Source organism: Rhodococcus sp. 4CII (assembly GCF_014256275.1).
Classification (GTDB): Bacteria; Actinomycetota; Actinomycetes; order Mycobacteriales; family Mycobacteriaceae; genus Rhodococcus_F; species Rhodococcus_F wratislaviensis_A.
The window spans coordinates 1-24,909 of record NZ_JACCFE010000004.1 but is presented as its reverse complement, the minus strand read 5'-3'; the positions used below and the strand labels follow the sequence as shown (position 1 = coordinate 24,909).

At 61.6% G+C, this 24,909-nt stretch carries 22 protein-coding genes and 1 pseudogene; 17 read left to right on the top strand and 6 right to left on the bottom strand.

What is annotated here, in order from left to right:
- Positions 1–10: 10 nt before the first annotated feature.
- The 4 genes from H0B43_RS38340 to H0B43_RS38325 all read right to left on the bottom strand — a co-directional run bounded on the left by H0B43_RS38340 (position 11) and on the right by H0B43_RS38325 (position 2,592).
- Entirely contained in the window at positions 11–631 is a 621-nt protein-coding gene (locus H0B43_RS38340; RefSeq protein ID WP_005563478.1) for a hypothetical protein, read from the bottom strand.
- 159 nt (positions 632–790) lie between these two features.
- Entirely contained in the window at positions 791–1,117 is a 327-nt protein-coding gene (locus H0B43_RS38335) for a hypothetical protein (protein WP_005563479.1), read from the bottom strand.
- A 6-nt stretch (positions 1,118–1,123) separates the two neighbouring features.
- Entirely contained in the window at positions 1,124–2,332 is a 1,209-nt protein-coding gene (locus H0B43_RS38330; RefSeq protein ID WP_185730766.1) for a conjugal transfer protein, read from the bottom strand.
- A complete protein-coding gene (locus tag H0B43_RS38325; protein ID WP_005571327.1) occupies positions 2,329–2,592 on the bottom strand; it encodes a hypothetical protein in 264 nt (87 codons plus the stop codon). Before H0B43_RS38325 ends, H0B43_RS38330 begins: the two co-directional genes overlap by 4 nt.
- 335 nt (positions 2,593–2,927) lie before the next feature.
- Between H0B43_RS38325 and H0B43_RS38320 the strand changes: the two genes are divergently transcribed.
- The 4 genes and pseudogenes from H0B43_RS38320 to H0B43_RS42990 all read left to right on the top strand — a co-directional run bounded on the left by H0B43_RS38320 (position 2,928) and on the right by H0B43_RS42990 (position 6,064).
- A complete protein-coding gene (locus H0B43_RS38320) occupies positions 2,928–3,770 on the top strand; it encodes a sigma-70 family RNA polymerase sigma factor (protein ID WP_185730765.1) in 843 nt (280 codons plus the stop codon).
- The gene (locus H0B43_RS38315) at positions 3,770–4,033 is read left to right on the top strand and encodes a hypothetical protein (protein WP_005568088.1); all 264 of its coding nucleotides are present in this window, start codon (positions 3,770–3,772) and stop codon (positions 4,031–4,033) included. The genes H0B43_RS38320 and H0B43_RS38315 overlap by 1 nt, the downstream gene beginning before the upstream one ends.
- A 16-nt stretch (positions 4,034–4,049) precedes the next feature.
- Positions 4,050–4,463 (top strand): annotated as a pseudogene (locus H0B43_RS42995) (cutinase); the annotation flags it as partial.
- A gap of 311 nt (positions 4,464–4,774) precedes the next feature.
- Positions 4,775–6,064 carry a cutinase gene (locus tag H0B43_RS42990; protein ID WP_312037661.1) on the top strand — a complete coding sequence of 430 codons (1,290 nt, stop codon included), beginning with the start codon at positions 4,775–4,777 and terminating at the stop codon, positions 6,062–6,064.
- Between the two features lie 387 nt (positions 6,065–6,451).
- On the opposite strand, the gene H0B43_RS38305 is transcribed toward H0B43_RS42990, so the two are convergent.
- Positions 6,452–7,735 carry a Shedu immune nuclease family protein gene (locus H0B43_RS38305; protein WP_312034185.1) on the bottom strand — a complete coding sequence of 428 codons (1,284 nt, stop codon included), beginning with the start codon at positions 7,733–7,735 and terminating at the stop codon, positions 6,452–6,454.
- Positions 7,736–8,464: 729 nt separating this feature from the next.
- On the opposite strand from H0B43_RS38305, the gene H0B43_RS42225 reads away from it, so the two are divergent.
- The gene (locus tag H0B43_RS42225) at positions 8,465–9,133 is read left to right on the top strand and encodes a hypothetical protein (RefSeq protein ID WP_054247853.1); all 669 of its coding nucleotides are present in this window, start codon (positions 8,465–8,467) and stop codon (positions 9,131–9,133) included.
- Positions 9,134–9,430: 297 nt separating this feature from the next.
- A complete protein-coding gene (locus H0B43_RS42220) occupies positions 9,431–9,973 on the top strand; it encodes a hypothetical protein (protein WP_252190436.1) in 543 nt (180 codons plus the stop codon).
- 12 nt (positions 9,974–9,985) lie between these two features.
- Here H0B43_RS42220 and H0B43_RS38290 read toward each other — a convergent pair whose 3' ends face one another.
- Positions 9,986–10,282 (bottom strand): hypothetical protein, encoded by a 297-nt coding sequence (locus H0B43_RS38290; protein ID WP_213016565.1) that lies wholly within the window; start codon positions 10,280–10,282, stop codon positions 9,986–9,988.
- An 819-nt stretch (positions 10,283–11,101) separates the two neighbouring features.
- Between H0B43_RS38290 and H0B43_RS38285 the strand changes: the two genes are divergently transcribed.
- The 11 genes from H0B43_RS38285 to H0B43_RS38235 form a co-directional block, all read left to right on the top strand.
- Positions 11,102–11,770, top strand: coding sequence for a hypothetical protein (locus H0B43_RS38285; protein ID WP_005574271.1), 669 nt, complete (start codon positions 11,102–11,104; stop codon positions 11,768–11,770).
- A 935-nt stretch (positions 11,771–12,705) separates the two neighbouring features.
- Positions 12,706–13,674: a ParA family protein gene (locus H0B43_RS38280; RefSeq protein WP_005574273.1), complete on the top strand. Its 969-nt coding sequence runs from the start codon at positions 12,706–12,708 to the stop codon at positions 13,672–13,674.
- Between the two features lie 1,206 nt (positions 13,675–14,880).
- Positions 14,881–15,138, top strand: a complete 258-nt coding sequence (locus H0B43_RS38275; protein ID WP_005574594.1) for a hypothetical protein — start codon at positions 14,881–14,883, stop codon at positions 15,136–15,138.
- 191 nt (positions 15,139–15,329) lie between these two features.
- Positions 15,330–20,708 carry a telomere-binding protein gene (locus H0B43_RS38270; RefSeq protein WP_185730763.1) on the top strand — a complete coding sequence of 1,793 codons (5,379 nt, stop codon included), beginning with the start codon at positions 15,330–15,332 and terminating at the stop codon, positions 20,706–20,708.
- On the top strand, positions 20,708–21,439 hold the full coding sequence (locus H0B43_RS38265) for a hypothetical protein (RefSeq protein ID WP_043793952.1): 732 nt from the start codon (positions 20,708–20,710) through the stop codon (positions 21,437–21,439). The genes H0B43_RS38270 and H0B43_RS38265 overlap by 1 nt, the downstream gene beginning before the upstream one ends.
- A gap of 149 nt (positions 21,440–21,588) precedes the next feature.
- Positions 21,589–22,074 carry a hypothetical protein gene (locus tag H0B43_RS38260; protein ID WP_235214911.1) on the top strand — a complete coding sequence of 162 codons (486 nt, stop codon included), beginning with the start codon at positions 21,589–21,591 and terminating at the stop codon, positions 22,072–22,074.
- Positions 22,071–22,232: a hypothetical protein gene (locus tag H0B43_RS38255; RefSeq protein WP_155756151.1), complete on the top strand. Its 162-nt coding sequence runs from the start codon at positions 22,071–22,073 to the stop codon at positions 22,230–22,232. Before H0B43_RS38260 ends, H0B43_RS38255 begins: the two co-directional genes overlap by 4 nt.
- Entirely contained in the window at positions 22,202–22,798 is a 597-nt protein-coding gene (locus tag H0B43_RS38250; RefSeq protein ID WP_064081019.1) for a hypothetical protein, read from the top strand. The genes H0B43_RS38255 and H0B43_RS38250 overlap by 31 nt, the downstream gene beginning before the upstream one ends.
- Positions 22,799–23,141: 343 nt before the next feature.
- Positions 23,142–23,984: a DUF3560 domain-containing protein gene (locus tag H0B43_RS38245; RefSeq protein ID WP_397517553.1), complete on the top strand. Its 843-nt coding sequence runs from the start codon at positions 23,142–23,144 to the stop codon at positions 23,982–23,984.
- Positions 23,981–24,328, top strand: a complete 348-nt coding sequence (locus H0B43_RS38240; protein ID WP_252190435.1) for a hypothetical protein — start codon at positions 23,981–23,983, stop codon at positions 24,326–24,328. Before H0B43_RS38245 ends, H0B43_RS38240 begins: the two co-directional genes overlap by 4 nt.
- 240 nt (positions 24,329–24,568) lie before the next feature.
- On the top strand, positions 24,569–24,909 hold a 341-nt coding region (locus tag H0B43_RS38235; RefSeq protein ID WP_252190976.1), incomplete at its 3' end, for a hypothetical protein.

Genomic DNA, 24,909 nt, shown 5'->3' with positions numbered 1-24,909 from the left:
GCGGTGCTTTCTACTCGGAGGTGCCTGCAGCAGCCAGAGCGAGGAGTTCCTTGACGCTCGATCGGCCGGCGCGATGGGTGGGCCCGCTTGCCGGTGTGGGCACCGGAGCGGAGGTCTGCGGTCGTGGTGCGACAGGTTTCGCCGATGCGGTTTCGGTGACCTCGGCGGTGGCGATGTGCACGGCCTGCGGGACGACCGTGGCGCTGAGTTCGGCGGCCGTGGGGTCGGCAGTGATGTAGCCACTCGGACGCACGATGTGGGGTGGCCGGATGGTCACCCGGCGGCCGTTGATCTGGATCTTGGCACCGGCCGGCGCGAAGGCTGCGGCGCAGATTCCCTGTGCCACTGAGGCGGGGCTCCGGCCGGCAAACCGGAGTTTGCCGACGACAAGGACGGTGCCCAGTGACCAGAAGGCGAAGAATCCGACGTTCCAGGAAATGCTGTCCCGAAGCCACAGTGGATGCAGGAGCCACAGGAGCCCTCCGACGATTGCGCCGCTGACGGCCTGCGGAACGGTGTAGGGACCGAACGGCAGCTTCTGTCCCTCGGGTGTACGCCCGATCAGCTGCGGCACCTTGCGAGCGCGGGTGAAGTTCTTGATGACTTCCCCGGTGGTGCGCTCGTCGCTCATCGCAGCACCGGCCCACTCGTGACTTCATGCCGGCGAAGCCGCGAACCCGCTTCCGCAGTGCTAGCTACATCGAACATTGGAGCCCTCCTTGTAGAGGTCGGTCGCGCAGTGAGGTCATTGCCGACAAGGCGTCTTTCAGCCGGTGCGAACGAGCGGAGATCACACGGGAAGGTCTAAGCCGGAACTCGGCTCGGCCACGAGGTGCACCGCGGCGGGAGCGCTCTCCAACTCCTCACCTGTCGAGTCCTTCAGGACGTCCATGTTGAAGACGACCCACAGTGCTGCTCCGCCGATGAGCGCTGATGTGATGAGTCGGGCAACTGTGAATGAGGCCATCAGATTCTTGAGAAGGAAGAACAAAACGAGGCAGCCGGCGGCCGACTGGAGGAGCAGCTTGCCGTCGCTGGTGAACTCCTGCGCCTTGTCGAAAAGCCCTACGGCGAGGACTGCGTTGTTGGGATCGGTGGCTGCGAGCGCAATGGACATGATGGGTTACCTTCCGGATGAATGAGGATCGGTTCCTGACGGGGAGAACAACGGCACGTCGCCGGCAGTCGGCACTGAGAGTGCGGGGGTCTGCCCTGATTCAGACGATGCGGGAACCGGACCTGAATCGGGCGATGCGGACTGCGGGGCACCCGTACTTGGTGTGGTCGAGCTCGGTGCGGTCGTTGACGAGGATGGTGTTCGGGGTGCCGCCGGCGGGTACAACGGCGTTGCGTCAATTGCGCTGACCTCCCACCGGCCGCCGCGGGAGGTCATCGTCAGGGCGTACTGCCCACTGACCGAATCGACCTCGGTGACTTTCTGCGCTGCCGTCACCAGGAGACGCACCACATCACCGTCAGGCAGTGGTGCCGATGCACTGGCAGTACTCAGGTCTTCCGACGAATAGACATCGGTGATTGCCACGCTGCGGTACGGCGCCGGGACAATCGGGGCGATCGAAACCCCCGGTGTGAGATAGCGGGCTACTTCCCCGTTGCCGGTCAACATCGCGGACAGGAACTCGTGCGCGGACGTGGCGATGGGATGGTTGGCGACCCGGTACTTGTAGCCGAGTTTGACGTCGATCGAGGTCGACGGTTCAGCTACTTCGGCGGGGAGTGCGGCGGCCCTCACGCCCGCTTCGGTGACCACAATCGGCACCTGAAAGTAGCGACGAACTGTGGGCGCATTCGCGTCCGTGGCGGCTTGAACTGACACCGAGACCGTCACCGCGTATGTCCGTGACTTCTGCTCGTAGTCGATCGACGCGACGGCCGGATCAGTCGCGGCAAACAACGGCGCGGTCGGAAGGCTGGGGTTTCCCGAGACGAAATGATCGAGTTCTTGTTCATTGCCACGCGATGCCTGGAGCCAGGCAACGACGAATTGCCGAGCAAGATCTTCGGCTTTCGCTTGACCGATTGTGTCGACGTCTGTGGTGTCCTTGGTGGCGTTGTCGGTGAGGTTCGGGGTGGGCGAGGATCCGAAGACGACGAGGATCAGGGCAACTGTTCCGGCGCCGAGTGCGGCGAGGATTCCTGCCTTGAGAAGTCGGGTGGTCCACACCTGCCGAAGGCCCCACTGTGCACGTTCCGCGCGCGCCAATTCCTCGGTTTCGTCGACAACGGAGTCGGCGCCATTTTCGGTCGCGGGATCGGTCTTGCTCTTGGGGCTGCGGCCGAAGTTGTTGATTTTCGCGAGGTCGATTTTCATCGGATGCCGGCTTCTGTCGTCGGGTCGGACGTTGTGCAATCGGGGGCGGAATCCGCGATGTCGAGTGCGGACGCCCGCGACAGCGCGGCGCGCGCGGCTGGCGCTTCGACGAACACCAACAGCCACAGCGAAGTGCTCGCGTCTTCATCGAGAGGGTTCACCGCCAGGGCTGCCGCGACTCGGCGGATCTCCTCGGTGACGGCGTGCACGTAGCCGAGATCGTGCAGCTGGGCTTGCAGCGAGTTGTCGAGCTCGTGCATCCGGTCCTCCTGGCGACTGGGGTGTGGAAGAGCGCCACACAGAAAAAGTGGGCTTCTATTTGGAGGAAGATCCGGGTCCGGGGGGCTTGAGTGACATCGCTCGCGAAACTTTTTTGAAGTTTTTTCTGCAGTCGCCAAGGGGTTATTGCCTCAGCCGAAAGAGCGCACGTGAGGGGCACTTCCTGCCCATCGCCGCGCAGCCGGGACCGTCGCGGCAACAAGCCTTGGCAATAACGACGACCCCTCCGGCAACAACAAACATGCAGTTCAGAGGCAATATCTGGTTGCTGTACTGGGCGCGAGACCACCTCGTCCGCGCCCAGAGGAGACCGATCGTGGAAACGTCCACCCACGTACCCACCGCCACCACAGCGTCATCGGCAACGCCGGTTCGCAGCACCGCGCAGAGCAATCTGTACAGCCGTTTGAACACGGAGTGGATGTACCTCTGCGCTCGCCCCGCAGCCGCCGCCGAAGTCTTGACGTGGTCGGTGAGCCAGGACGCGCTCCGTGAGGTCGCGGATCTCAACGATCTCGCCGCGGCGCACCGCCGAGATCGTGATGGTGTGCTTCTGGCGCTGCTGACACTGCATCAGGAAGGAAGCTCCCTTGCGGGGCGAGCGCTGCTGCAGTTGATGCTCGGGAAGCTCATCTCACTCACGCGCCACGCGCGGGTCAGTGGGCACGATCGGTATCACGCGTGCGATGAGAGAGCGGCCTCTACTGTGGCCACTTTCATGTCTCTGATCGCTACCTACAGGCCGTCCGGTGAGAACGTCTACGCGGCGCTCTTTCTGCACACGCTGAAGAAGATCACGCGCGAGGAAACCTTCGCCCAGGAGATCCCCGCCTCCGATGTCTTGGACGAGTCCGACAGTGCTGAGAACGAGCTGGGAGCGGATATCTCTGCTCCGGCTCTGCTCACATGGGCGGTCGAAAAGAAGGTCATCAACGACCTCGATCGCACCCTGATTCAGCGGGCATACCTCGAGCAGACCGATTGCGACTTGGCCGTGATTGCCGCGGAGGTAGGGATGACTCCGGCAGCGCTTCGCCAGCGGCTCTACCGCGCGGTCACGCGCATTCGTAAAAGTGTCGTCGCCTCCAATCAGCCGCCTTCTCGACCCCGGTTTGCACGCGGTCGTCGGCGGACTGCAGCGGCTACTGCGGCAATCTGATGACCCGTTCGCTCGCGCCTCTGTTCACCGTCATGGTCTTCATCGCGACGGCGTTTCTGCTGACCGAAACGTCCTTGCTCTTCGAAGCGACTCGAGGATTCGAGGCTGCACTCACCCGCCCCGCAATCGCTCGTCCCGGACTGCTCGCCGAGGCCTCGCATGTGATGAGCAGAGTCGCTCTCACTGTCGCTGATTTTCTGCCTCGCGACGTCACCACTCACATCGACAGCGGTCGGATCATCGTGCCGGCGCTGTATCTCTGACGAAGAGAGAACACTCATGACGAACCTTCACGCACCAACTTCTGCGGACGGTCGCCCCGACTACAGCGGCTGGGTTTGCATGCTCGTCGCCTCTTTGCTCGCTGCACTCCTCGCCGCGCTCACCGCGGTTGTGTCGCCAAGTCAGGCCGGGGCGGCGCCGGCATCATCGGGCTGCCCGGAGGTGGAAGTGGTGATGATGCCGGGAACGTTCGAAACGGACTCGACCGCTGATCCTGACGTCGCGAAGGGTCTGCTCAAGCAGGTCACCGATCCTCTTTCCCAGCTTTTTGGTACCTCCATCAAGATCACCTATCCGGCGTACGAAGCGTCCGCCTTCAACAAGGGCAAGACCTATGGCACCAGTAAGGCATCTGGCATCGGAGCCGGTGCGCGCGTGATGCAGACTCGTGCAACGCAATGCCCGAACACTCTGTTCGCACTCGGCGGCTACAGCCAGGGTGCGGACGTTGCCGGCGACTTGGCATGGTTGATCGGACACGACAAGGGACCGATCCCGGCAGAGAAGTTGATCGCTGTCGGTCTTGTTGCCGACCCACGGCAGAGTTCGAATGGCGACAACACTCTCGTCGGTCCTCCCGTCGACGGTGTCGGGATCGCGGGGCCCAGGCCGGGCGGGTTCGGAAAGACAGCTGCAGTCACGCGTTCGTACTGCGCCCCGCCGACGACCTCTACTGCTCGACCAACGCCGGCAAGGATGGATTGCTCGCAGGACTTGGGCGAGTGCTTGCCCAGCCTCCGACTGCTTCCGGTCCGCAGCAGAGCGATGGATCTCAGCCCACCACCGCGGGTCTGCAGAACGCCTTGGTGTCCGACTACTCGAAGGTCAATCTTCCGGGATTGGCCGGCAACATCGAGACCCTGCAGCAGCAGCTGCAGTCCGGCGCTCCGGACCTGGAGAGCATGGAATCGGCGGCGACAGATGTAGCCAACACCCTTGTTCCGGTGGCCGATACGACCAGCTGGGTAACCCAGAATCCGGCCGTGGAACAGACGCTCATGACTGCGGACGCTTCGACTCCCGAATACGCCGCCGGCCAGATCGTCGACAAGGTCAAGGGCATCGACCTGAAGAGTGCATTTCAGGCCGCGGACACCATCGCGCGGACGGTTCAGAATGCCTCCACGCCGGGTCAGGCGCAGCAGCTGCAGACATCGGTGGACACCTTGTCCACTCAGGTCTCCCCCTTGGCCGCCACTCCGGCTGATGGTCTGTCACTCGCTGCGGACGCACTCTCGGTCATCAAGCCGAGCGTGCTCATCAACCAGGTCACGCACATCGGGACGAACGCATTCGACCTCGCCGACAACATCCCTGCAGTCCTCGACATCTTGTTCAACCGGATCCCGCACATTGTTCTCGATCCGGGTCTCGATCCGATGGCCAAGGTCAAGGCTGTCCACGCCGAGTTCGACCGCATCAACGTCCTATTCGAGCCACTCATCAAGCTCGCCGCCGGACTCGACTACAAGACTGCTGCGGCCCTGATCGCGATGATTCCCGACCCATCCGGCGCCGCACAGATCATCTCGATGATCGTCGGCCTCGTCGGGAACCTCGACATCATCGGTCTGGCCAACACCGCCGGCGAACTCCAAAAGCAGCTCTGGCACGCCATCGAGACCGGCGACATCATCGGAGCCGGCCTCAGCGCACTCCCCCACATCCTCGATTTCGCGAAGATCGCGGTGGGCACACTCAACGGTGGCCAGAAGACCGAGGCGTCCAAGCTCGGTTCAGTGTCTGCGTCCACGACGACCGGACAGCAGATCACCCAGCAGTCACACGCTGGGTACCTTGGAGGGCTCGCCTCGAGCCTCACCGCATTGGCAGGCTCTGACGGTGCAGACGCCCTCTCCCAGATCGGTGCTGAAGGGCTCAAGTTCGCCTCATTCATCGGGTCCGGAACTCACCAGAACTACGGGGAGCTCGTCGTCGATTCATCAGGCACAACGGCCCTACAGGACATGACCAACCACTTCCGCGATCCGATCGCCAAGGCCGTAGCCTAAACCGGTCGTTCATCATCGAAATGGCGGTCGTCCGACATACGTCGACAGAACAATGGCCGGCCACCCCGACACTGCGTCGCTGCGTCCCGCCTCGTCCGGTCAACGCATGGGATCAGTCGTGAAGTATAGGGATATGCGCTAGTTCGAGTGTCTCTCATTCGAATCGATTCCTGACTCGCCGGCACCCGCCGTTCTGGAGTCGGCTCCCGTCGAAACGACGTCTCCTGACACTGCTGCAGCAACGCCGGCCATCGTCGCGACGGCGGAGACCACGCAGCAGCCGACCACGACAACCCCGGCGCCGAATCCTCCGAGACAGACAGGCGATCACTCGATACCGTCCCGCCTCGGGGTCCGCCGTTCTCGGCGTCTCGGGGTCCCTCGCCGCTAGCGCTCGCTGTCTTCCGGGAGAAGGAATTTACGCAGCAGCTTGAGCTGTTCCAGGATCTCGTCGTACGTCACAATCTTCACGTTCCGTGAGTTTGCTCGGTACATCTCGAACGACTTTTGCTCGTCATCCGAGGATGGAGTTCGCCCGATAACGACGAAGCACGACACCGCGTATGCCTCCAGATCCGCCCGCGAAGCCAGTTTCAGGCCCGCGAAGGAAGTCATCAGTTGATACGCCTGATCCATCACCTGCGTCACGGCGCCGCCGAGATCTTTGGACGGACCGAACACACCCCCTCGATACTCCTTAGTGTTGAGCAGTGACGTCGACGGCTTCTTGATCTCCACCAGCGCAACATTATTGGTCAGTGGATTCTTGAGGAGGTAGTCGGCAACCTTGCCGCCACTACCGGCGAATCCGACACCACCGACAGAGGCACTCGACTGAAAACTGACCATTGGCGTGCCGAACACCTGCTGGAGTGCAAAGGCGTTGTTATCGAAGAAGTTCTGCCAGAACCCCTCCTTCTTGCCCCTAGCCAGGGCATCTTCGTAGGACTGAATGAGTCGATCAAGATTCACGAGCTCGATGTCACGGTGGAGCTTGAGAAACGTCTCCGGCCGTGTCCGCGCCAGTGCAGCGGACTCGGATGCGAAGGTGTCGATCAGCGCGTCCTGCTCTTGCTCGGTCAGTTCCTTGACGCCATCAGCGGCCTTCGTCAGCACCTGCGACACCGGGTGGCGGCCGAGGCTGTATACCGCCGGCTCCAGGCTGAGGGTAGAGGCCAGTGCGTTATGAACGAATGCATCTTTGACGCGCGCAGCACCGTCGTAACCGCGGCTGTTGATTCGCCGGATCTCTGAAAGAATTGCCTCGAAGCGCTCCAGGCCGAGGAGCAGCTGCTTCCCGGCCACCGCGACGTTCGTTCCTCCCATGAAGTAGATTTCGTCGCACTCGGTGTGCTTCTCGATCAGTCGCACGAGGCGATTGCAGTCCTTGACCAGCCCCAGACCAAATTTGTAGTCCGTGACGAAACCGCTCGGCAGCCACTCAAGAAGAAGCTCCCTGAAATCAACAACGCCGACGTCCGTATCCGGCACGCTCATCGTCAACGTGTGAATCTGTGGGTACTTCGGCTCAAGATACTTCTCGTTGTCCGGAAACGTGTAGATAGGGAAGATACGCAGCTCCGAACTGTCACCCGAGAAGTTGAGTATCCGCGTCCCGTCAGCAGCACTTGGGTCGTCGGGAGGATCGAGCGGGACGAAGAATCCGTCCACCTCATTGTCATGATGTCGAACGTCAAGTCGGGCCTTAACATCCTGGTCACTGCCGTATCTTCTCACCACGATGTGAGTGTCTCATCATTCGGCATCCCCGAAGCCGTCGTTTCTGATGGCGCTGATCGCAAGCGTAGGTCAGGCCGCCCGCCCTCTATTCCTCTACTCTCCGACCATGGGAAACGGAAAGAATCAGGGTGAAGAGAACCGACACGGGTTGCGCCAAGGGCTGCCACCGGGATATCGCAATGCCCTGGCCCCGCAAAGAGCCGAGGGTGCTTTGACCGCCTTCCAGACGCCTTGTGACTGCACTGTGCGATACCCAACCGTCCTTGTCGAGGACGCTATTGCAGCGAGGGCTTCCCATGCCCTACCCGCATTGTGCGACCACGGCACTGGCCACATCCTCACCACTGAACCGGATGGAGCCCACATTCGCATCTCTGGCGGCGCAGATGCAGTTGCCGAGATCTACATTGCGATCCCCTGGCCGCAGCAGGTACTCCGTTTCCCCGGTGGGTATCCGGACGGTCATGCCTGTAAGCGAGCACCGTCCACCGAAGCCCTACGGTCGTACTTCGCGAACCTCAAGAATCCTTAGCGGCGCCCGCCACTTCGAACAGAATGGCCGGAGGAGGACCCCGCCGAGTGCCGACGGGGTCCTCCTCGCCCGGGCCATCCGGGGCAAGACCCTGTTGTACGCAATGCACCCACTGCCAGACTGAGTAGATGGGCGACTCCGCCGTCAACGTGAAGCAGCTAGATCTCGCGAACCTCGTCTCCGTTCGGCTCAGTCAGCTCGGCGACAGATACCAGGCCGCGTCACATCTCGTATCGTCCGCGGCTTTCCAGGTCGGCTTCGTCCGGCTCGCGGCCGGGATGGCCGAATGGTCGCGCGAGCCGGAGGGACACAAGCAAATGCAGGAGCGCCTCTCGAACGAACAGTTCAACATCCTGATGTTGGCGCCGGTCGACTACGCCTCACGTACAGCGATGACATGTCTGGACCTCTGTGCCGCAGCGGCCTATCGGCTGCGAAAGTCTGGCCAATACGACGCCCACGGGGGCAGGGAATCAGATTTAGATCACCTGCGTGATGCTAAGAGCCATGGTGTTCGGCTGCACGCCGAACAGGAACGCTGGCGCGCGGAAGTCACTGGATCGGCGGCTCGGAGCCTTCTAAAGCGGACGCGTGACATCGTCACCCATCGACCGATCTCGGAGTACTCAATCGTCGGCAGCGATCAGCCGACCACCTCGATCGAGATCGATGGACAACGATACGACGGAGTCGCTCTAACTTCTCGTTTCGCTCGATTCGCCGAGACTCAATACGAGGCGTTCGTCCAAGCAGTTCTTGCTGACTTTCCCACTAATCGGACGAAGACGACGGGCTAGTCGGGCACAGACCCCTCTGAGTCCCGGTGGGCAAGACACCCATTGAGAACGAAGCAGTCCAGAACCGCACCTACCCTGCACGCCATGGCTCTCCCTTCACAGTTCGAATACCGTGGGTCGCGATCTGTTCGTCGTACACGTGACGACGTCAGTAGGCGGTGACGGTATTCCCCAGGTAAGGGACATCGCTGCCATCGACACGAGCACCGGAAGGTACTGGAATATCACCTCTCCGAGTCACAGCGAGCCACAGAGGACGCAACTGCGGTACTCGGTCTCCGGACTCTCGCGAGGAGCATGGAGGAGCACATCGCCGGCGGATTCCACCCCGACGAGCACGCGGAATTGCTCACCCGACTGTTCGCCGAGGTCAACCTCTCCCCCACCTGGTATCAGAGCGCTGATATCAGGCAATTGACAGCCGGCGCTCTAGGGATACCGCCGACTCACACACCCACTGCCGAACAGACGAGCAACCTCTGGGGCGTTTCGGTGAGGAACGCCCGCCACAGCGCCGCTCAGATGGCAAAGGCGGCCGCCGCTTGCTTCGACGCGCTCGAACATTTCGCAGCTGGGGGGTCAGACTGCCAGTGTCGACCCGATGACGAACTGAGAGCCAGATGCTCCGACGCGATCTCCAGATCCCACCGCGAATCCTCGGAATCTTCCGGCGCCTTCGCGGCCGTCATATTGCAGTGGTGGGTTCTTGCGGCCCCTCTCGTCAGTGCGATCGATGGTGTCGCCGCAACCGGGACGACCGTCCACTCACTTCTGGCCGTCCCCGTCGCTGTTGCGCCGATGATTGTCCTTGCGCTCTGGGTAGTCGCGAACAAGAAGTAGGGCTCGTCGGCGCTACTCTGCCGCCTGTGTGCGTTCGTCGTCCCCGAAGAAGTACCCCGTCAGGGCCGCTGTGATCAGATGCGACCGCGACTTCGCGGCAAGATCGATGACAAGTTGATCGATGACATCGAAGTCCGCCTTGAACAGGCGGTATGTCACTTGCGTCTCGGAATCGTCACGTGACGTTTTGGCGCGAATACCTCGGGGTGCGAATAGCCCTCCCCCGATTCGGCCGCCGGGATACAACAACTCGGGCAGACGTTCGTGCGTCGCCTCGATCGCGACAATGAAGATCTGACCGTTGGTCATTCCTGTCTGCTCGCGAAGCTGCTCGAGTTTCGCGTGGCACTTTGCCGGCACTCGAACGCTGGACGACTTCCCTCCGCTGTCCGGATCCGTCACCACGGGCCCTCGTTCGGGTGGCGCTTCTCGAGACGGCTCGTCAACTCCCGAATCCTCCCCACCCTCAATGAACTGGGATGCGATGTGTTCGACCGATCGAGCAGCCGGCGACCGAAAGGTCGAAGCTAACGGACGGTGTCCCCCGGTGGCTCGAGGTTGACCATGTTCCTGCGTCACGACGATGTACTCCGATGCTGAACAGGGAGCGAGGCGCGCCCGCTCGAACCCAAATGATCTTGATGTGCTTTATACAGCCCGCCCTGGACTACTTCGACCAACAGTGCATACGACCAACAGTGCATGAAGGGCGCGCTTTCAACGTTAAACGTGACGTTGTAAGAAGAACATAGACCAACACTGACATACGCCGAAGAGAGTAGCGCAACTTCGCATGAGCGGTATCGACTAGTCCAGCGCAATCGGCCTCAAACTCGTCCCAGACGCGTCCCATAATCGTCCTAGTTTTGTATTTAATTGGATTTGTTAGAGCTAGGGGACGACTGGCAGTCACGTTGACTTGCACTACTAATCGAGTGTGGGACGCTGTTGGTATGCTCCTTGGACGCTTTAGGGAGGCCCATGTTGCACTAGTTGCGCGTTTTTCTGGATGCTTTGATTTCATGCTCGGTATCTATGTGTTGTGCGCTAGAGCTACGCCTTAGAAACGTTTGGGACGATTGCATAACTATGGATGACACACCTATCGCCCGATGTCATCATGTTCGTATGACGGTGCCAAACGGTGAGGGCCTCGAGCTTGGCCGTCCGTGGATCGAAGATCTGCGCTGGCACCGCGATCAATACAGACAGTCTCGCTTTCAATGGAGTGGCAGTGAGGCGCTCCTTGCGGCTACAGAATTCACCCACGGGCGCCAGGACTTCACCTCACTGATGGATCTGCGCGAGCTGAATCTGGGCCGGCGTGCTGCCACTGAGTACGCCGCAGTCTGCCAACGCGCGTTCGGAGAGGCTGCAAGGCAGGCGCGTCGGTCCATCTGCCCAACTTCCTGGGTCGCTGTCGCCATCGAACTGGACTCGACAGTCGACGACTGTTCGGCCAGCTCTCACTTCGCCACCTGGTCGAGCCCTGCAGATAGAACAAACACCCAGGTGGATCGGGTTCAACGGATTGTCGACGGCCTCTACTTCTCGAACCCTTTGATCCGGGCCTGGGAGCTCAAGCAACTCTGGGACCTGTACACGGCCGCCGAGAACATTCTCGAGGACACCTTGATCGACCTCGTTGTCGAGCTCGACGGACATCGTCGAGCTCAGGACATTGCCGATGCGATCGGCGTCTTCACTGTGGCGGGCCTCAGTCATCGGGTAGACCTCCAACGAAGCCAGCGCGGCGTCGTCGGCGATCCCCGCAGAACACCGCATCAGTACAGGTAGAGCGCAAGTCTGTACCTCTTCACGCATGTGTTCACGCAAAGGCTTCCCCATACGTTCACGCGCGTAGACCCATCCCAACGGGGCATTTGCCCTGTGCCGCACTCGACGTTCGATCCGCAGAGTTTCCGCTCGGGCGCCAGTGTGCTCTCACGCACTGTGCCTAGCACCGAATTACGGCACCCCATCACGCATCTGATTCAGTTCGCCCCCTCGTGCTCGAACCAGCAGCGGCGCACGGAACTGCTCACGTATTACAACCAGTGGTGTTGCCCGCGTTGACGACAGGGTCAAGTTCACGCGCGCGTACCGGCATCGCCTCCCGTGTCTGATCACTTACTCCAACACGTGTGGTTACCGGCATGCAATCACGTGCAATCCATCGCGGTTAATCACGCCTACGTCCACGTAGGTTGTCCCGCTCAGCATCCTGCATGACACCATGCGTGGCTTCACGCAAATCTTCACGCATGATGTCACGTAGCTATCCATGCAGCATCACACGCGTTAACCACCGCATTATGTTCCGTCGCAATTCCCGCTTGTCGCCACGCGAATTCACACGCATGCATACCCGCGTTGCTACCTGCAGATCGATCCGCGTGTTTTCCCACTGGCCTACACGCCTGTTCTCACGCTTGTTCTCACGCCGTCTGCCATGCCTGTTCACACGCTTGTTCTCACGCCGTCTGCCATGCCTGTTCACACGCTTGTTCTCACGCTGGCAGCCATGCCTATAAGCACGCCAGACATCACGCTTAAGTCCACGCTTGACCACCCGCCTTACCTCATACGGTTGACCCCGTCGCATCTCACGCGTTTGCTCACGCAGATCTACCTACGGTTCACCCCGCGTGGCATACAGCAAGTTGTCCAGGAATCCTGCTAGCTTCACTGGGAACCACTCGTCACAACCAAAGTCCAATGGGAGAACTGCCATGTCCATGCATGTCGTCGAGACCTCAACTGCGGAGCAGCAGGAACTGCCGGTGTCGTTCGGATTCTTCAACGGCAAGGGGGGAGTGGGAAAGACAAGCTGTGCCGCCAACTGCGGCGGACTCCTTGCCGCCGCCGGATACCGAGTTCTGATCGGTGACTTCGACCCCCAGGGGAACCTGTGCCGCGATCTGGGCTACGACAAGCGAGACGGATCTGAACTGTTCACCGCGCTCCTGCAAGGGTCCGCGCCTCCGATCGTCCACAATGTCGGGGGCCGCGAGAATCTCGACGTGGTGCCGGGTGGTCCCGCGATGTTCGACCTGGCGGCCGTCATGGTTTCCCGGCAGCAGCGTCAGGGTGGTAAGCGGCTCGGACAGCTCGTTCGCGCCATGCTCCTGCAGGTTGCGCACAACTATGACGTGATCATCTTCGACACTCCGCCCGGTGATTTGACCATCATGGAGGCACTGATGGAGGTCGTCCAGGCTGTGGTCATCCCGGTCAGGGCGGACGACGCAAGCCTCGACGGGTTGGAAACTATTGCCGGCCAGTTCTCGGCGACACGGGATGGTGATCCAGACCGTAATCTGCCAGCTGTCAACCCGCGGCTGCAGTTGGCAGGTATTTGCTTGTTCGGTGTGGGCTCGCGCTCAACCAAGCTCACGGCGAAGATCCGTCAATCCGTCAACGAGATGATCGGGGATGCCGCCCCGATCTTCGAATCCCGGATCCGGACGATGGAATCTACTGCCTATGATGCCCGCCGGGAGGGCTTGTTGGTCCATGAGCTGGAACAGCAGACCGAAGTCGCCAAAGTCGCACGTTTCGCCGCTTTGAAGAAGGGCGCCAAACCGACGGATCAGATACTTTCGCGCAATGCGTCCGGGTTGGCCGAGGACTACGCAGAACTGACACGCGAAATCCTCGTGCGCCTGTCGACCATCAGCGAGGAGGTGGCTTCGGCATGACCGAAACCAGCACTCCTCGCCGCAAGAGCCTTGCCAGTGCTTTCGCTCCGAAAGGTAACCGAGCGGAGGGTTTGGCCGGCCTCCTTCCGACTGCTGGCAGCCCCACCCAGCCGCGGCGCTCTACCCCGGTCACCGAGGTAGAACCAGCCGCGGAGGAGTCGCGGCCTGTCGAGAAGGCGCCTGCAGCGCAGGAGCCGCCACAAGCTCTGGCCGAATCACCCGCGCCTACTTCTACGGTGCCCGTGCCCGTTCGCTCCGAGCCGGTCAGTAAGCCAGAACCAACCCCACCACCCACACCCACACCGACCGAGAAGCAGGCTCCCATTTATGAGCCGGCCCCGGACCCGACCCCGGTCACCGACGATGATGTCGAACCTCCGACGGAAATTGGGAAGGTGACCGTGACGGCTTACCTGGATCGCGCCACGCGTGATGCACTGCAGAGCCGCGCGGCCGAGCGTAGATGTGATCACGCTGATGTCGTTATCGAGGCCTTCGATTCTGTGGGGATCGCGGGACTTCGTAGCCTGTTCCAGCCGGTGGCCGGGCGATCCGCGGCCGGGATCCCCGTGCATCAGGAGCCATTTGCGGTCAAGGGTCCCGTTGAGACGTGGTTCCGGTTCACGACGGCTCAGCGGGACTGGCTTGATGCTCAGGTGAAGGTGGTCGGGTCGAAGTCCCGGAGCCGGCTTCTTGCTGGTGTCTTGTCGCTACATCTTCGGACGGTGTCTCGCTAGTGACGATGGGGTAGGGCGACGGGGGAGTAGAACCTCGCCGCCTACCTCTCAGTCGATTCCCGACAGCTCATCGGTGTGCACGCGAAGGCACTTCGGGTGTCTTTGAACCCGCTCCCCACCCCACTCCCCACCCCACTCCCCACCGCCGTGGGGAGTGGGTTTTATCGTTTGATCAGGCATTTCTTCCCACTCCCCCCACTCCCCACCGATTGGCCCCGCAGGTCACACGTAGGGGTAGTTGTTCATCTGAAACCGCGGTCGGGCGAGTTTGGTGAAACAGTCCATGCTCCGCGGCATGATGCGGCGACGAAGATCTTGTTTCCCATCTGTCACACAGCGTTGGGCCGAAGGATCTTCCTCTAACCAGAAGCGGATTTTTGGTGAAGGTGAGGGGATGCACGATGAACGGCGACACACCGACAACACGACCTTCGACGTTTCCGAAGCAGTTTCTGTTTAGGCTCATCGCATGGGACGGCCACACAAGGGAACGCGCAAGTGCATATCAGTTCGTGCACCCCTTCAACAGCACAGCTTCTACGAAGCACGCGCCGAAGAGCTCGGACTTGAGCTGGGCGACTACGCCCTGCTCGTCATGGCCCGTGCGTACAGCCTGGATGTCCCCGACTACATCCTTAAGAAGTTGGACCCGGAAAAACTACGGGCCCACGACGAGCGCTACGCGGTCTGCGATTCGTCCGACAATGAACTTTCAATCTCGGCATGACCTGGCCATAAATAGCGAAAGACCCCCACTGCTTGGCGGCCTGCGGGGGTCCTTCGATCCGTTGATTACGAACTGAGTCCTGGAGGGGACCTTGTTCATAAATACGAGTCCTGGAGGGGACCTGTGCCCATACTAACCCGGGCCGCACCGCGCTTGCCAGATCTCCTGGCGCGTGTGTCTGAGGCGGCTTCGTGACTGCTATCACTGCTGGAGCTATTGAGAACGGCCGGATGTCGTCATTCGACCGGGTTCGTGCTGCTGCCGAACGCAATGGCGGGGTGACCGAACGCGGCTCTACCCAACTGATGGCACGGTGCCCAATACATGGCGACCGTCACGCGTCGATGTCAGTGACCTGGGTCGATGGGCATCGGGGAGGAATGGTGCTGCTTCACTGCCACGGCTGTGAAGCTCCCGTCTCGGAGATCGCCGACGGCCTGGGGTTGTCGATGACCGATCTCTTCGACGAACCGCTGTTTGGTCGCGACGCGCTCACACGCGTAGGCCGATCTCCGCACCAACGTGGTGCTGGGCGGCGTAGGCCGAAGGGAGGACGACTGCCCGCCCGAATCGCGTTCCCAGACGTAACACCGGACGCGCAACACCGGTGGGATCGGGTCAAGGTCTACCCGTACGTATCAGCCGACGGTGCCTTGGTGCAGGAAGTGATCCGAGAGGAATGCACGAGCTGTGAAGCTGGCCGGCACAAGCAGTTCCGACAGGTTTTCGTGGATGCCGCAGGGACCCGGCGCAAGCGTAAGCCGGAGGGTTTTGAACCGGTCTTGTATCGACTGCCGGAACTGCTGTCGGCAATCTCGAGCCATTCGCCTGTGTGGTTACTCGAGGGGGAGAAGGATGTCGAGACAGCCGAGTCGCTTGGACTGGTTGCCACGACCAATGCTCAAGGCGGACTGAACTTCCCTCTCTCGTGTGCTGACCTTTTCGAAGGCGCTGAGGTTCGCGTAGTGCTTGATCGCGACTCCGTCGGATGGAAGCGGGGTATCGAACTCGCATCTCTATTGGGTGGCAGTGGTGCCCAGGTCCAGCTCTTGCTGTCCGCACCGGCGGCACCTAAATCTGATTTCACTGACCACGTCGATGGCGGTCAATGGTTGACCGACTCGACGTGGGGTGGTCTGATCCCTGTTCGGCCTGGGGAGGTCGCTGCCCACGGCTTTGCTGCCGACGTAATCGAGAAGCAAGCACTAATCGAACTTGCGCTGGCAGAGGCGACCGCCAGAGCTGATCGTGCAGATGGGCAGGACGGAGACGAAGAGTTCCGACGCGCACAACGTTGGGCGCTCGAATCGGAGCGACGTTTCGAAGATCTGACTGAACTTCTGGACAAAGTTCGACAGCAGGCCGCGGCTGAAGGCACCGATTGGGTGGGAGAAGCGGTCGAGAATGCCATGACCGCATGGCGTGCTGCGCGTGTTGCAGCGCGAGCGGCACACGATGTCGCGCGAGTTCCCATTCCGCCGATTCTGCAAGATCCCGAGCTTGAGCCCGTACCGGGTGCGGTTCAGGAGTCGCTCAGCCCAGTTGATTCACAGTCGGTCCGGTCTGGCTCGGAAAGCCTCGTTACGCCGCTGAACACGATCCGGGGGCGAAATGTTATCGCTCCGGTGTATCGGATCATTGACGGGACCTTGGTCGAAATCGTCACGACCAAGAGCGGTGATCAACAGGCGAAACTCGTACTGGACCTCGATGCCCGGATCGTTGAGATGGAGTATCTCGAAATTGCCGAGGCGGGTATTGACGTCGACGAGCCGGAGTTGATGGGCCGAGCGGCGATGGCCGGTCAGAGTGAAGTCAACCCCGCCGCACCTCAAGAACTCACCGCAGTGGTTATCGGCTACACCCATCCGGAGAGCCGAGAGTTTCTGCGGATTCGGATCCCGGCGAAGGAGTACCGGGATTGCGGCTGGGTCGATACCTTGCCAGGTCCGCCTGCCTACGACTCTCGCCCCAGCGGTGTGGCGAAGCTGCGAGATGCACTCAAGGGCGCAGGTGGACGCGAAATCCAACGGGTGGTGCGTTACCGCTCCACCGGGTGGCGCCGCGATGATCAGGGAAAGTGGTTCTTCGTTCATGCTGGGGGAGCCATCGACGAGAACGGCGGACGGGTAGCCCCCGTTCTGCTGACCGGCCCCCTGAAGATGTATGACCTTCCCGCACCGACGCCCGACCCAGTAAGGATCCGAGAAGCATTCCTTCTTCATTCCGGCTCGATGCTCGAACGCACCCCGACGCGGGTTTCGGCCGCTCTACTTGGGCAGGTATTCAGGTCCGCATTGGGTCCGAACCCGTGGGTTCTTACGTTGGTCGGATCGCCTAACAGCTACAAGACATCACTCGCGTCATTGGCGATGCACCACTGGGGAGAGAAATGGGATCGCCGGCGACCGGCGACATCGATGTCGGGCAACGGCGACACATTGAATGCATTGCGTATCAAGCTTAACGCCGCAAAAGACGCTCTGTACTGGGCGGACGATGTCGCACCAACTCGAGATTTCGGGACTGCGCAGAAGGCGCTCGAAGAGTTCGCTCGCATGGTGCACAACGGTGAGCAACGCTCGAGAAGCACACGTGATGGTCTCGGTGTTCTGGACGGAACCCCGCCACGCGCGTCTGCGTTGGTTACCTCCGAGATCATGCCGCGGCCAGGATCTGCAGCTCAGCGGATGCTCGTGGTGCCGTTGCAGGCGCGGGAAATCGAACTGGATGTTTTGAAGGAACTCGATACTGCGCATTCCCGTCATGGCCGTGCCTTGTTGATGGCCACGTACCTGCAGTGGTTATGTCCTCGGTTGGATAGTGTCCGCGCTGAGGCGTTTGCCGAAGGTGAGCGGTATAGCGAGCGTTTGCGCACGAGTGGTGAAAGTGTTCGTCAGGCAGACGCTTTGGGGTCTCTGTGGGCGGGCTGGCATGCGATGTCACGTTTCCTTGTTGATGTCGGAGCGTTAACAGAGAACGAAGTCGCGCAGGTCGGGGACCTGGTCACGATGGGCTTGTCTGATGCCGCTGCTGCGGCGACTGACCCAGATCTGCCCATGCGGACCGGTGCGCGAGTACGGGAGTTGTTGGTACACGCACTGAGAAATGGTCACGCCTACGTGGAAGACGTCGACACGGGGCAAGCTCCAGCGGATTGGTCGATGGCTGCATGTCTTGGATGGCGGCGCAGTGTGGTGGGTGAAACATCCGACGGCACCCCTCGATGGCGTGCGGAAGGTCGAGGCGTTCGGTTGGGATATGTCGTCGCTAACCCGCGGCCGTGCGATGGTCAACCACAAGTCTTGTTGGACCCGATGGCCCTCGAACAGGTGTTGAAGGCCACTGGTCAGACGATGACCGATACCTTGCAGATCGATCGTGGTACCGCCTTGAGGGCTCTCTATGACGAGGGCGTGCTGATCGCGGAGGAACGGAAAGGCCGGATGCCGCGGTACACGGTGCAGCGGATGGTCAAGTGCGAAAACCGCAGGCAGCGCATGGTTGCACTGCGGCTACACAAGTTACTCGGTAGCGATGATCCGGAAGACCAAGTAACCAGCGATGCAGGATCAATTGACTCGACACCCGGCGGCGATTCCAGCGACTCGTCCAGGCCTGATGTACCCAGCGGTCCGGCTCTGTTCGACGGTTGGCTCGCCGATCTGAACAGTCCAGGGCCCGGCGTAGCTTCGGGTGATTCGTCCAACGAAGTCATGAGCCTGACCAGCTCTCATTCCGAACAGGAGCCTGAGATGGCTATCGAGACCGATGCCGAGGGGCATTTCGCTGATGGAGTGCAGATTTCACCGGTTTCCACCTGCGCCCTGTGCGGCGGCGAGGACGCCGGATGGCAGATCGACGGCTTGGTGATGCACCTTCCCTGCTGGTGGCAGAGCACCGCCGTCACCCGATCTGCAGCTGCAGCAACCGGCGACACAGTCGGACAGGTTTCGCCAATGGTTGTGGACGAGCTGGAGTCGGCGCCCGTCGAAACGACGTCTCCTGACACTGCTGCAGCAACGCCGGCCATCGTCGCGACGGCGGAGACCACGCAGCAGCCGACCACGACGACTCCGGCGCCGAATCCTGCAGCAGGAGAAGCACCGACCACCTTCACCGCACCCGCGGCAGTACTCGACGTCGATGGCGCATGGCTACCCGATGGCACCCGTCACGACCTTGCCGCGCCGATCACCCATGTCGGCGATGTCGCGGAGCTAGTAGCGACGTTGGACCTCGGCACGTGGACGTCAGACAAATGGTCGGTGCCTGGGCAGATCTGGATCACCGACGCGATGGCGCAGCACGTGGGAATCGACACCAGCAGTTTGGGCAAGCGCAATCGAAACGACCGGATCAAGGAACTGACCGCACAATCTCCGTTCGTCACAGAGGCTCTCTCCGAGGGCTGGCAGCTCGGCGGCAAGGAGGGGGACCGGCTCGGCACTTGGACCCGCGTGTGGAAGGGCGAGACGCGTGGTGTCTGGGTGGCACTGGTCTCCGGCATGAGCCAGGACCCCAAGGAGATGCCCATTCTTGGTGACTCGCCGGCACCCGCCGTTCTGGCGCGGCGCCTGTCACTGCTTGCAGGTGCTCTGCGGTTCCCCTGGGCTGTGAGCCCGGCATCGACGGGCATCGACCTGATGATCGCCGCCCGGCCGAAGGAGTGGAAGCGCGTATTCGCATCGTCGGACGCGGAGTTCGCGAAGAAGTTCCAGATCTTCGAAGCGGATATCGACTGGTCACGGACCTTGTCTGACGACGAAGCGAAGTGCCGTTACGTCCATGCCTTCGACCGTGGCGGTTCGTACGCGGCAGGAATCGCCGGTCTCGAACTTCCGATCGGCGAACCTGTGCATCATTCGAACGGACTGCCGTTCGATCGCAAGCTCCCCGGGTACTGGCTCGTGGAGATCCCCGAGTGCGCGGACTGGCGGCTCCCGAATCCACTCAACCCGATGGGCTTGTCAATTTCTGAGCCGAAGTGGGTGACTACACCCACCCTCGAACGCGCCAGCAGTCTCGGGTACGAACCAGAGATTCTGGAGGCCTACGTGTGGCCTGATCACGGACGGGTCCTCGTCCCGTGGTACGAACGGATCCGGGATGCGCGCACCGCCTTGGACGTCAAGGACGATCTCGACGCGCAGTTGGCTCGCGAACAGAACAAAGTCATCTATACGCACACGATCGGCATTCTCAATTCCGATCTGCACTTGGCAGGACGGCCAGGATATTCACCGGAGCGTCACCACCACATCGTCGCCAAGTCGCGGGCCAACATCATGTACCGGATAGCTCAGATCGGCGAAGACACCGGACAATGGCCCGTCGCAGTCACCAAGGACACCGTGCTCTACGTGTCGGATGAATCCGATCCCCAGCTGGCGTGGCCTGGAGGACCGAAGCAATTCGGACGTGGTTTCGGCCAGTACAAGCCGGAAGGCTCCGCGCTCCTCGCCGAACATCAGCAGTACCTGGACGGCAAGGGCTACCGGGGCAAGTCGGATCTGATCGCACCGGCTGAGTGGATGTCCGCCGATATCAGCGCGGGAAGTGACTCGTGATGGCACGGAAACCCCTCAGCCGCACTGCCTATTCGCGGATCGCCGACAGTCTGGCGGACTACGGCTCTGTGGTGGACAACCAGATCAATGTCGTAAGAGCCGCCAAGGAACTTCGTGTTACCCAGACAGCGGTGCGTGAAGTGCTGCGCGCTGAGCGCGGAAAGATGCAATCGGAATTCTTCGGCAAGCTGACCGGACGCCGAGGCGCCGACACTTCCGGTCGACCTGGATCCGCCAACCTCAAGGCTCAGCTGCTTGCCGCTTACGGGCCCGGCAAACGGAGCGAGATCAACACTGCCGCCGCAGCACGCGATCTTGGGGTCTCTCGACGCACCGTGGAACGCTGGCTGGCCCCGGAAGGTCGGCAGCGAATCGCCAAACCACGAGCCGAGACCCTCAAAGCCCTAGCCCACAAGGCCAAACGCGCGGCATCTACGCAGAGCGCACGTCGCGCGGCGATGTCGACTATGCGAAGCAGCAAACAAGGTAAGGCGCTGGCCAAATACGGCGGCAAGATCAGGATCGATGCTGTTCAGGGTCCGGGACCGCGGGAGTATGCCCGCGATCGGCTGATCACCTTGACGCTGACGCCCGACCAGGTCGAGGCGATGTGGAGTGCGTATGAACGCGGTGGCGACAAGGGAATGACCGACTGGATGAACACGCGAGCGCAGGACTACGTCGGTGGGTGGGAGTTCTTTCAAATTAACAGCTTCGACCTGGAACGGTAGTTGTGGTCGTACATCGAGGACCTCGCTGGACGCGCAAACGTCTCGAGGCGATGCTCCGGACCTGTTACGGCGAAACGGCGCGTGGAAGTGTTGACGCGCAGGCGGTCGCGGACGCTATGCATGTCTCGTCGCGCACCGTTAGGCGATGGTTGGCCGGCTCCAACCGACAGTTGGCGGCCGTCCCACATCGTCGACTCGAGCAGCTGCGTCTGCCGGCCGCCGAGTCTGAGTTGCGGGGCCGGCAGCAGGCCGACTACGCCCGCGAGGCGATCGCCCAGATCGCTCTCCCGAAGGACAAAGGAGTTTTGCCTGTTTGGCGTGAGCGGGGTTGGCTCGAGCCACACGTCGTGGCGATTCTTGACATCACTGGCAAGCCCTGGAAGCAGGTTGTGATCAGCAACGGTTCGGCCCGCTCGATGAACGAGTGCCGGCGCCGGGGCTCCATTGTCGATGTCACGACGGTGCCGACGCGTTTCCATGGTGTGGTGCTTGCTCAGGAAGTGCTCGATGAGATCGAGCCGTGGAGGTTGCACCCGCTACCGGAGTTGCTTCCTGTTGGTCGTACACATGTGTGGTCGAACGACGCGCCGGCGGTCGATCTGTCGGTGTTAGCTGTGTCGAAGGAGTTGAGATGACAAACGAGAAGGGTATGAACATGGACAACGAAGCCAGCTTCGTCGAGCAACGAGCCAAGGCGCTGCTTTCGGAGTTCGTGCTCGATGATCACGCCGAGAGCTCGCACCGTCGTAAGGTCGATCTTTCGTGGTCATCGTCGGGCCGCTCACTGCCGTGATCGATTCGGTGGGGCCGCGCCCATGGTTGCGCGTGAAAGATCCGCAGCCGTTGCCCGAGGCATCGAAGCCAGCACTCTTGGCGCGTCAGCTGCGTGAGCTGGACGAGAACAGCCTCGGCCGGCTGATACGCGACCACCTTGTGCCGCTCAGTTCGGACCACAGTTACCGCACGCGGTGGAACGGATTCTGGTCATCGCTCGGGTTCGACCCGGTGCTGCGTGACCGCGCGACGGGGATCATCAATGGATTTCTCGATCTCGCTGAGGGAGCGCTCGAAGCCAACGATCAGGATGACAATCAGACTAAGCGCACCGAGAAGTTCTTCGACCGGTGTGAGGGTGCGCTCGACCGGATCCTGAAGCGCGAGGACGAACCGCTCGCCTGGGCGGGTGCGGCAGCAATGACGTTCAATCCGCCGGCTCGGGCAGTGATTGACCAGCTCGTGTCGGCCATCGAGAAGCACCGAAGCGATCTGGACAACGAAGCGCTGTGGGCGACACTCGACAGCGTCCGGAAGCAGTCCTTGGGCGGATCTGGACCGCGGAAACGCCGATCTCAACGCTGAGATAGTCAGTCGGTTACAGCGTCAGTCAGTCGCTAGACACAAACGTCCCCGGCACCGGGTGTGCCGGGGACGTTTTCACTGTTCAGCGTCTGTTTTTGACGGTGCGTGGGGGTAGATTCGGTGTTGTCCTGTTGAAGGGCGGACTGACCATCTGCCCCCTTGTTTTGGGAGTTGTTCTGGCATGGTGACGATTTCACATAGTGCGGCCGAAGGGACCTTGATAAAGGGGACGTCGCGCGGCGATGGTACGAACGAGGCGTTGAAAGCACTGGGGTGGCGGTGGTTTCGTTCGCTCGGGACCTGGGGTATCCGCGGGAGCCGGGATCGGGCGCCGAAGTTGCACTTGATCGAGAGCACTGCGGCGGCGTTGCGCGCTGCTGGGTTCGAGGTACGGATTGAGATCGATGCCACGGCGCGGCCAACTGCCGAGGTCGAGGCCGATCGGATTGAGCGTCAGGCCGGCCGCGTCGCTGCACTCGAAGACAAGGCGCAGCGACGAGCCGATCAGGCCGACCAAGCATGGGAGGCTGACCGGCGCGCACACGATGCGCTTCCGGAGGGTGGCGAGCCGATTCACGTGGGGCACCATTCGGAGAGGCGACACCGGCGGGCAATCGAGACCGCGCATCGCACGCTCGGGCAGGCCGTGGCTGCCGAGGAGGAGGCGAAGGCGGCTCGGCGGCGGGCTGAGTCGGCGGCGGTGACGACGTCGGCTCGGTACAACCCGGAGACGGTCAAGAATCGTATCGACTCGCTGCAGGCGAGCCAGCGTGCAGATCAGCGGCTTTTGGACGGGCACGAACGGACATTGTTCGTCGTGCGGGGAGTCAAGCAGGTCGAGAAGACTGCGCCGGTCGAGGGTGCTTACCGGGAATCGGTTATTGCTCGGATGGAGGAACGCGCAGATCAGATCTCGTATTGGGAGGGAGTTCGCGCGGAGCAGATCGCATCGGGGCAAGCAACGAACTACGGGCCCGATGACATCGCGAAGGGTGATCAGGTTCAGCGTCGCGGCCAGTGGTACAGGGTCGTTCGTGTGAACAGGAAGACCGTGAGCATCCCTTCGATCGTGGGTGGGCGCTGGACGGACAAGGTTGCGTATCACGAGCTCAGCGGCCATATCCGCGCCGAGGCTCAGAAAGAGCCGGTGGAGACCTTTATCGCCGTGGAGGACGCCCGGTCATGAATCAGTTCCGATCCGAGATCCACAGTGGCGAGTTTCGGTGCTCACGGCACTACCCGGTTTCGCGGCGGGTGGAAGATGCCGCAGCACAAGCGTTTACCGAGTGCATGCCTGGTTCGGCGTGGCCTCCGGTGAACACTCAGTTCGCCGATGTCTTCCGTCTGGCGGCCTGGCGCCTTCTGGTGCCGGTCGAGACGGTCGCGGCGCTGGACTGCTCGACGCTGACCGGGCGGGACTGGTCAGCGCTGGCGCCGGACGCGCAATCGGAGTGGATCGATCGGGCGCGCGCGAGCATTGCTCGGCTCACGCGCATGCCGCACTGGAAAAGGCTCAGTTGCACAGCCTGATTGAGCGTGACTTGGTGGTGTCCAGCGTGTAGCCGCTGGGCGCCGCCGAGTCAGTTTCTGCCGGCGTCCCCGGCACCGGCTGTGCCGGGGACGTTTTCGCTGTTCCAGGGGTGTTTTTGTCGCTGGGTTCGGCTAGTTTTCGAGGTGCAGTAAGTCCAAATTTCAGCGGGTGAGTCTGACCAGCTCACCCACCGACCCAAAGGGGTTTGTGTGATGGAACCGATTCGTATCAGTTCGGCAGTGGATGCGGCCGCGTTGGCGGTGAGTCTGGCGGGGCACTTGCCTACGTCGGAGGTTGTGGTGGCTCCGCTCGATGAGAGGGTGTTCGGGACGGTGTTGCTTGCCCAGCTTCCCGAGGTTGTGTCGGAGGCCGATCGTGAGGAGTGGGTCGAGGTCGCACGCGAGCGTGTCGGTGACATCGAGTCGCTGCTGGTGGTGGTGTTCGGCTCACCGGCCCACGCCGAGCTGGTGGTGCAGGCGCTGCGCGAGGCTGCGCCCGATCGGGCGTTTCACGTCTTCGCCTACTTCCAGGGCCAGGCTCGGCGGTTTCATCCGCTGCCGGGCGAGTGGGAATCCGGCGA

What these genes read in the sequence shown, in the direction of transcription:
- H0B43_RS38340 (WP_005563478.1), bottom strand. Translation starts at nt 631, where the DNA reads ATGAGCGACGAGCGCACCACCGGGGAAGTCATCAAGAACTTCACCCGC.
- H0B43_RS38335 (WP_005563479.1), bottom strand. Translation starts at nt 1,117, where the DNA reads ATGTCCATTGCGCTCGCAGCCACCGATCCCAACAACGCAGTCCTCGCC.
- H0B43_RS38330 (WP_185730766.1), bottom strand. Translation starts at nt 2,332, where the DNA reads ATGAAAATCGACCTCGCGAAAATCAACAACTTCGGCCGCAGCCCCAAG.
- H0B43_RS38325 (WP_005571327.1), bottom strand. Translation starts at nt 2,592, where the DNA reads ATGCACGAGCTCGACAACTCGCTGCAAGCCCAGCTGCACGATCTCGGC.
- H0B43_RS38315 (WP_005568088.1), top strand. Translation starts at nt 3,770, where the DNA reads ATGACCCGTTCGCTCGCGCCTCTGTTCACCGTCATGGTCTTCATCGCG.
- H0B43_RS42225 (WP_054247853.1), top strand. Translation starts at nt 8,465, where the DNA reads ATGGGCGACTCCGCCGTCAACGTGAAGCAGCTAGATCTCGCGAACCTC.
- H0B43_RS42220 (WP_252190436.1), top strand. Translation starts at nt 9,431, where the DNA reads ATGGAGGAGCACATCGCCGGCGGATTCCACCCCGACGAGCACGCGGAA.
- H0B43_RS38290 (WP_213016565.1), bottom strand. Translation starts at nt 10,282, where the DNA reads ATGACCAACGGTCAGATCTTCATTGTCGCGATCGAGGCGACGCACGAA.
- H0B43_RS38285 (WP_005574271.1), top strand. Translation starts at nt 11,102, where the DNA reads ATGACGGTGCCAAACGGTGAGGGCCTCGAGCTTGGCCGTCCGTGGATC.
- H0B43_RS38280 (WP_005574273.1), top strand. Translation starts at nt 12,706, where the DNA reads ATGTCCATGCATGTCGTCGAGACCTCAACTGCGGAGCAGCAGGAACTG.
- H0B43_RS38275 (WP_005574594.1), top strand. Translation starts at nt 14,881, where the DNA reads ATGGGACGGCCACACAAGGGAACGCGCAAGTGCATATCAGTTCGTGCA.
- H0B43_RS38265 (WP_043793952.1), top strand. Translation starts at nt 20,708, where the DNA reads ATGGCACGGAAACCCCTCAGCCGCACTGCCTATTCGCGGATCGCCGAC.
- H0B43_RS38255 (WP_155756151.1), top strand. Translation starts at nt 22,071, where the DNA reads ATGACAAACGAGAAGGGTATGAACATGGACAACGAAGCCAGCTTCGTC.
- H0B43_RS38240 (WP_252190435.1), top strand. Translation starts at nt 23,981, where the DNA reads ATGAATCAGTTCCGATCCGAGATCCACAGTGGCGAGTTTCGGTGCTCA.